Source organism: Pseudomonas sp. Pseusp88 (assembly GCF_047303955.1).
In the GTDB taxonomy this organism is placed as follows: Bacteria; Pseudomonadota; Gammaproteobacteria; order Pseudomonadales; family Pseudomonadaceae; genus Aquipseudomonas.
Map to the genome: position 1 here is coordinate 22,932 of NZ_JBGLYM010000052.1, position 6,000 is coordinate 28,931.

General features: G+C 52.3%; 8 protein-coding genes and 3 pseudogenes. 5 read left to right on the forward strand and 6 right to left on the reverse strand.

The features are described from left to right. Positions 1-226 precede the first annotated feature (226 nt). The 3 genes and pseudogenes from ACCD02_RS31015 to ACCD02_RS31025 all read right to left on the reverse strand — a co-directional run. Positions 227-316 (reverse strand): annotated as a pseudogene (locus ACCD02_RS31015) (DUF2514 family protein); the annotation flags it as partial. A gap of 10 nt (positions 317-326) precedes the next feature. Then, positions 327-686 carry a structural protein gene (locus tag ACCD02_RS31020; RefSeq protein WP_413310290.1) on the reverse strand — a complete coding sequence of 120 codons (360 nt, stop codon included), beginning with the start codon at positions 684-686 and terminating at the stop codon, positions 327-329. A gap of 67 nt (positions 687-753) precedes the next feature. After that, positions 754-1,077, reverse strand: coding sequence for a hypothetical protein (locus ACCD02_RS31025; RefSeq protein WP_413310306.1), 324 nt, complete (start codon positions 1,075-1,077; stop codon positions 754-756). Positions 1,078-1,219: 142 nt separating this feature from the next. Between ACCD02_RS31025 and ACCD02_RS31030 the strand changes: the two are divergent. From ACCD02_RS31030 to ACCD02_RS31040, 3 genes and pseudogenes are all read left to right on the forward strand, one after another. After that, positions 1,220-1,440 (forward strand): annotated as a pseudogene (locus ACCD02_RS31030) (site-specific DNA-methyltransferase); the annotation flags it as partial. Next, on the forward strand, positions 1,433-1,750 hold the full coding sequence (locus ACCD02_RS31035; protein WP_413310307.1) for a hypothetical protein: 318 nt from the start codon (positions 1,433-1,435) through the stop codon (positions 1,748-1,750). The pseudogene ACCD02_RS31030 and the gene ACCD02_RS31035, both read left to right, overlap by 8 nt. A 121-nt stretch (positions 1,751-1,871) precedes the next feature. Further along, entirely contained in the window at positions 1,872-2,096 is a 225-nt protein-coding gene (locus tag ACCD02_RS31040) for a hypothetical protein (RefSeq protein ID WP_413310293.1), read from the forward strand. A gap of 59 nt (positions 2,097-2,155) precedes the next feature. On the opposite strand, the gene ACCD02_RS31045 is transcribed toward ACCD02_RS31040, so the two are convergent. Then, on the reverse strand, positions 2,156-2,374 hold the full coding sequence (locus tag ACCD02_RS31045) for a hypothetical protein (RefSeq protein WP_413310295.1): 219 nt from the start codon (positions 2,372-2,374) through the stop codon (positions 2,156-2,158). Positions 2,375-2,801: 427 nt separating this feature from the next. Then, positions 2,802-3,011, reverse strand: a complete 210-nt coding sequence (locus ACCD02_RS31050) for a hypothetical protein (RefSeq protein WP_413310298.1) — start codon at positions 3,009-3,011, stop codon at positions 2,802-2,804. A 455-nt stretch (positions 3,012-3,466) separates the two neighbouring features. On the opposite strand from ACCD02_RS31050, the gene ACCD02_RS31055 reads away from it, so the two are divergent. Next, the gene (locus ACCD02_RS31055; RefSeq protein WP_413310300.1) at positions 3,467-4,156 is read left to right on the forward strand and encodes a response regulator transcription factor; all 690 of its coding nucleotides are present in this window, start codon (positions 3,467-3,469) and stop codon (positions 4,154-4,156) included. 5 nt (positions 4,157-4,161) lie between these two features. Continuing rightward, a complete protein-coding gene (locus ACCD02_RS31060) occupies positions 4,162-5,337 on the forward strand; it encodes a sensor histidine kinase (RefSeq protein ID WP_413310302.1) in 1,176 nt (391 codons plus the stop codon). 449 nt (positions 5,338-5,786) lie between these two features. Here the strand turns inward: ACCD02_RS31060 and ACCD02_RS31065 are convergent. Continuing rightward, a pseudogene (locus tag ACCD02_RS31065) lies at positions 5,787-6,000 on the reverse strand (hypothetical protein); the annotation flags it as partial.

Genomic DNA, 6,000 nt, shown 5'->3' on the forward strand with positions numbered 1-6,000 from the left:
ACTAATGCCCGCCCCTGAAGATCAACGGCACACGCCCCAATGTCAGTATGCTCAGATCTACAGTCTGTCTGGACAGTGATAAAGAGTGCGATGAGAAAGTAACATTTCAACCATTTATCTGGTTAATTTCCAGTGTAATGCCTAGTGACTAAAATTAGGTCGTCGGCCAAGGAGTTGGCTGATAGCCCGCCCTGTGCTCTCTCCTGCGCCCACGCCAGGGCGGGCTTCATTTGGCGATGAGCGAATCATAGGCTTTCTCACACGTCAGCGCGGCTATTCGGAAAGAATCAGCGACCGCTGCCAGTTCTCGATTTCGTTGGACAGATTTAAGGCAGGGCTTTGAGCAAGATGGCGCTCAAGGCCCTCCGCACACCTTCCGCCAGAATCGTACCCGGGTATTCAAAGCCAGCGATCTCATGCTTGATGATCGCCTTGACAAGCCCGGTCATGATCGCAGGATCAGTCAGCACTAAATCACGAGTAGCTTCCTTGCCAGTACAGGCCTTGATGCTTTGCTGTACCGATGTAACGTAGGCGCCGGTATCGTTCTCAGAGCTCGGCGTCCAGAGGCTGATAATGGCCGCGACTGTCTTCAGGCCATATTTCACTTGGTAAGTGCGCAACAGCTTGCTCAGAACACGAATGCCGTTCTCGGCCGAGTCGAATCGGCGAATCGGAGCCGTCATGCCCTCCTCTCGCTCCCCCCGCTTACATTGTCGCCCTCCTCATAGACGGCGGCGTCTGCACCAAGCCTTATTCACAAAGACATTCAGTAATACCAGCACCCTCCAGGCGCTCTACGCCGCCGAGAAATGGCGGGCAGACAATGGATATAGCTACACGAACCCGGCAGCGCCATGCACCCGATGCCAGTGTTGAAGGGTGACTCATCATCGCTAAATGGAAGAAGCTCACCAAAAAGGAAATCGCGCAACTCGACAGCAAGGTCGACGGCAACATGCGCAAGGGCCGGTGCACATCGTCGGTGGCGCCAGCATGATCACCCGAAACCATACCGGCCACCGGCGCGGCGCCAGCCACCAGAAAGCGAATGACCGACGAACAGGTCGCCGCCATGCGCGCCGATTATGACGCCGGCTGGGCGCCGGATATGTGGCCCTGCCTCGCCGCTCCAACTGTGGCATCTCAACCGCAGGCGACATCGTTCAATACCGCACGCGCAGCAAAGCATGACACTAGCGCAGGCCCTGGAGTATCCATGCCACCTACTAACCAGATACTGATCGGCGATTGCCTAGACCTACTCCAGGCGATGCCTGACCAATCAGTTCATACCTGCGTAACCAGCCCGCCCACTTTGGCATGCGCGACTACGGCACGTCCGGACAGATCGGCCTGGAAGAAATACCTAGTGAATTGATCGCGCGCCTGGTTGAAGTTTTACGTGAGGCTCGGCGGGTACTCCGCGACGATGGCACGCGGCAAGCTCGATGCCACCCTCATGGACGGCCACGCAGATGGATGTGTTTCACGACTCGCGAACCAGTTCGATATCGAACAAGGCTGGCCAACCATCTGGAGTCGGTTGCTGACGTACAATGTGCTTGGCGCCGCATTTCGGGCAGTCGAAAGCCTGCTCACCGTTTTTGGGGTCGTATCTCAGTTCTGGCTGAATCTCAGCCTTGCACGCTTTGCAGGTAATCACGATCCATCCCCTCATCCGGCCGCATTCCGATCACCCATAAATAAAAAACGGCCCCGCCTCCACATGGATAAAGCCACGCTTTGACGGTGCCGCCCGCCGGATACCTGGTGTCTAGGGGCCACCCTCCGGATTCCATATTAATACCTCAGCACAACCCAAATTGCCACCATCCTCATGGAGGGCGATGCCTGACTGAGATTCCGCCATGAACGTCTACTGGCACACCTTCACTGCTGTCTGCCCATCGGACGGCGACATGATCATCTACCGCCTGAAGATTCGTTCGCTGAAGGTGATCGTGGTCGAGCACATCAAAAGGGCGACAACGCTCATTAAGTCCGGGTATCAAAAGCGAATCGCCGATGAGCTCGCTGACAGGATTGGGGGTGTTCAAACCATCGTCGCAACGCAGCCAAACCGCCAGCGATAGCGGCCTAGCTCACAACCGACGGGGCGGGCATCTGGTAGGCGATGCTTTCAGGGTAGCAATTAGTGATAGCGATTGCCCTGCATCAGTTCGCAAGCCTCAGGCAATCCAAGGTGAGCATGCAAATCTGCAAATGAAGTCTGTTGGATCAGAACTGCAGCCCTCCACTCAACACTTCCCATCGATGAGTTAGCCACCATCATCATCATTTCAGTGGTAGAGGCGTCCACAGCCAACAGCAGCTTGTGAGCGATAAGGCGGAAATCATATGCATCTTGCATGTTGAAAACCTTTCTGCTGGTGGCAATCGGATATCGATTCCGTCTATTTATGAGCCTGCACGGATCAGGTAATTCAACCCCTTCTGATCGACGGTTCTATTTCACGATACCGCTGCTCGCTGGGTACGCGGCAAGAATTTTTCTTGCGCGAAAAATGAACGGCAGCTCATGCGACCACTTCATCAAACCTAAGCCACCTAAGTGGAGGAGGAGCAGGCTACGTCCATTCACTGGACGTTCGGGGCATCACCGCGAACGCCTGAATGAAAGCCATAACCGCCCGTCTTAGAGCAGTTCCGAGTTAATCGTCTCCCCAGATCATCAGCACCATCGTTACCCCTGTCGCGGAAAACGCGACCACAAAAAGGATCAACAGAAAAATCGACTCGTACATCAAAAACTCTCCCAAACGGGCGAGCCATGACAACTAGCAGCGTAATACTTTAGCCACAAACAACGACTCGTTAATGATCTGCTCGGCGCCTGGCGCCAGCGGTCTTAAAGCCTTTCGATCCCGTAACGCGACATCCATTTTCGCTTGTACTGCAAGTGCGTAGGGATCAAATCCAAGTTCGAACGCAGCACTAAATACTGCGATCAACGTATGGACATAAACACGTTCCTCGATGCTTTCCATAGTAGTTCCCTGAGGGGTAACGAGCCGCCAGCAGTCCTTGGGCGGCCTCTGCTATTCAGTGAACATCGTTTTTCGTCTCCATTCAAATCAATCGCCGACAAGCGTCAAGCTTGCTGACAGTCGGTAACCAATCAATCCAAAGTCTGCCGCAGCTGCGGTCAGTTGGCCTCTTGAGCACGATAGGTCAGACAACGTCGATATGCATGCGCTAGCCGAGTCAGTCAGAAACAAGATAGGGGAAACGGGCCGCGATCTGGTGACTGGGGCAGGCTTACTGGTTGGATCCGCTTCCTTGCCAGGCCTCTTGACGGCTCGGGGAATGGAACATGGAGCGGCTCGCCCCTGGCAGAGTCGTCATAGGATCATCGTGGCGTTGTGGTCTGGGCGAGATCCTATTCCCCAAATTTCAATAAACCGTTCACGAAATATTAAGATTTGATCAAGAGGCAACTACGGTGTCAGGAAAACGTATTTTGGTTGTCGAGGACGATGCTGACAGCGCGAGTATTCTCGAGGCTTACTTACGTCGAGATGGATTCGAAGTCGCGCTGGCCGAAGACGGGGAACGCGGCCTGGAGGTGCATCGACAATGGAAACCCGACCTGATCCTGCTGGATATCATGCTGCCAAAAAAAAGCGGCACCGAAGTGCTCGCTGCAGTGAGGAGATACAGTGACACCGCAGTGATAATGGTCACCGCAATGGGTGATGAGCCGGACAAGTTGGGAGCATTGCGTTATGGCGCTGACGACTACGTTGTCAAACCTTACAATCCCAAAGAGGTCGTCGCGCGGGTACACGCTGTATTGCGTCGGTCAAACCAGCCTACTGTCACCGAAAAATATTTGCGTTATGAACATCTACTGGTAGATCTAGCCGCCTACACCGCCAATATTCAATACGCAGACGGTGCAACGACGTTACTTGACCTCACTCCGACCGAATTCAAAATTCTCGCCACCTTGCTTGCAACACCTGCCAAAGCCTTTACTCGTGAAGAGCTTATAGAGGTCTGCATGCCGGAAAGCGAGGCGCTCTCAAGAGTAATTGATGCTCATGTACATAATCTGCGCCGCAAACTGGAAGCCCATAAAATCGATGGGGTACTGGTGACCGTTCGCTCTGTCGGATATCGATTCAGGTAAAGTCCATGCAACCACCACGTAAAAGTAAGCCAAAACCACTCTGGCATTGGGTTGGCCTGCGCATGAGTATGCTGGCCATCGGTGCAGTGATAGCCATCGCCTTCAGTATGTGGCTGCATTTTTCGTTAATCGAGTGGGAGGCGCTTTCCCGCATACCGCCCGACGCAGCAGCTGAATTCATTAAGCTACAGAATGACCCCAATTTGAATAAAGCCAGGTTGTGGCAGCTGTTTATTCAATATATACCCATCGAAAACTTCCTGCCTGGCGTAGCCGACAAAGATTGGCTGTTACTGGCAAGCCTGGTAGCAGCAGCTATCCCTATTATTCTTCTATGCGGTTTTCTGTTTTCCCGCTCTTTGTCGAGCCAGTTTTCGTCGATCGCTCAAATGGCACGCAAGGTTGCCCAAGGAGATTTCAAAACACGCCTACCGTCAAACCCCAAGGCTCCCGAAGAAATTCAATCCCTGATCGCCGACTTTAACAGCATGACCACCCAACTGCAGCGCTATGAACAGGAGGTTCGGGAGTCCAGTGCGGTCATTGCACATGAGTTGCGTACACCTTTAAACGCAGCCATGGGGCGAATACAAGGAATGATCGACGACGTATTCCCGCGCGACCCACACCAACTGGGGATGGTTAAGAAACAACTTAATCATTTGAATAAGCTGGTTGATGACCTGCATCTACTTTCGCTCGCAAGTGCGGGCCAATTGTTACTCGATAAAACGCAATTTAACTTACTAAGCCTTATCCAAGAGCGTGTGACCTGGTTCAACGCCCAACTCACCACTGTAGGTGTAGTGCCGCGGATCGCTATATCCGATAGGTTACAGCTTAGCGCCGATCGAGATCGAATGGGTCAAATCGTCAATATCATGATCGACAATTTCCTGCGCTACGCTGCGCAAGGTAAATCGCTTGAGATTTCGGCAAATATTACTTCAGAAAAAATTATGCTTAGTTTCGACGACAGGGGGCCTGGTATCGCGGCCGAAGACAGCGACAAAGTATTCGAGCGTTTCTGGCGTGCAGAGCGCTCCCGCGCCCGACACTCAGGTGGCAGTGGTCTGGGCTTGTCAATCGCCAGAGCGATTTGCTACGCGCATGGTGGTAACATCTCTATCACTAACCGGCTTGAAGGAGGAGCTTCGATAAATATTGAGCTCCCTTTGTAACCCTTAACATAATGATGACACGATCACGCGCAGAAAACAGAATATAGTTCTAAATGTAAGTCTTTTCTTGAAAACCTAAACGATACGTAAAGGGTTTCGCCTTACTGTGACACGTCACCATTGCAGCCTGCCTAAACCTAACTTTCAGCCGGTGCAACATGACTTCGTTTAATATATCCACACCCTCCCCTTACCCTACGAGACCGTCACCTGGAAACTTTCAATAGACAGCTCTAATTAACCGTAATCAATCATCGACATCGACAGCAGTAAATTGAAAGCCGCCAATAATTGTGAACGCCTCGCGAGCTTCCTTGGTCGAGTTAGGGATTATAGTTACCTCCCCATGCACGAATCCGTACGTACCGAACTGCCGCATACAGCTACTGCCTCGGGTAGTCGTTGGGTCAACACGTCTACCCAATCCCAGATATTGGGGTAAAGCGGTTTTAATGGATGCTATCATCAAAAAGTGTTGCCCTTCCGCATTTAGGATCAGTAGAATTCAAAATCCTTGTAAGGCGAAGCCATTCCAGGCGCGCCGTAGCATGCTTAAGTTTGGCCGCAGCTTTCAAGGCCGCGAACTTCTTCCATACATCTTGATCTGCTTCGTCAGACATGAGAATCAGATAGGCTTCTTCGTCTAGTTTAGTCGCTTCAAAA

Excerpts from the sequence above, each read along its gene's own strand:
- ACCD02_RS31045 (WP_413310295.1), bottom strand. The coding sequence starts at position 2,374 with ATGCAAGATGCATATGATTTCCGCCTTATCGCTCACAAGCTGCTGTTG.
- ACCD02_RS31060 (WP_413310302.1), top strand. The coding sequence starts at position 4,162 with ATGCAACCACCACGTAAAAGTAAGCCAAAACCACTCTGGCATTGGGTT.
- ACCD02_RS31025 (WP_413310306.1), bottom strand. The coding sequence starts at position 1,077 with ATGGCGGCGACCTGTTCGTCGGTCATTCGCTTTCTGGTGGCTGGCGCC.
- ACCD02_RS31040 (WP_413310293.1), top strand. The coding sequence starts at position 1,872 with ATGAACGTCTACTGGCACACCTTCACTGCTGTCTGCCCATCGGACGGC.
- ACCD02_RS31020 (WP_413310290.1), bottom strand. The coding sequence starts at position 686 with ATGACGGCTCCGATTCGCCGATTCGACTCGGCCGAGAACGGCATTCGT.
- ACCD02_RS31035 (WP_413310307.1), top strand. The coding sequence starts at position 1,433 with ATGGCACGCGGCAAGCTCGATGCCACCCTCATGGACGGCCACGCAGAT.
- ACCD02_RS31050 (WP_413310298.1), bottom strand. The coding sequence starts at position 3,011 with ATGGAAAGCATCGAGGAACGTGTTTATGTCCATACGTTGATCGCAGTA.